This is a genomic window from Geobacillus sp. G4 (assembly GCF_040327975.1).
Classification (GTDB): domain Bacteria; phylum Bacillota; class Bacilli; order Bacillales; family Anoxybacillaceae; genus Geobacillus; species Geobacillus thermoleovorans.
This window is the reverse complement of record NZ_JBEPJY010000143.1, coordinates 1-238: the sequence shown is the minus strand read 5'-3', so window position 1 is coordinate 238 and position 238 is coordinate 1. Positions and strand designations below refer to the sequence as shown.

Below are 238 nucleotides of genomic sequence, written 5' to 3'. Positions count from 1 at the left end.
GAAATTGCTCCTCTCCATACACCGTTTTGGCGCTGGCAATTAATCTCGATGGATCTTGCAAATGACGTTTCCCGCGGGGGTGGACGAACACTTTTGCTTTTGGGCAATGTTCAAGAAAAAGCCCGACACCTCCCGAATGATCTAAATGAATGTGCGTAACAATGATGTTTTGAACATCCTTCGGATCAATTCCTAAACTTTCAAGACCTTTTAATAAATATGGGACAGACGGGCTCGC

1 protein-coding gene is annotated in these 238 nt (G+C 44.5%); it reads right to left on the bottom strand.

Annotated features, from left to right (window positions below; translation table 11 throughout):
• Window positions 1-238, bottom strand: a 238-nt coding sequence (locus tag ABS784_RS17280; RefSeq protein ID WP_352513441.1) for an MBL fold metallo-hydrolase, incomplete at both ends; no start/stop codon positions are given.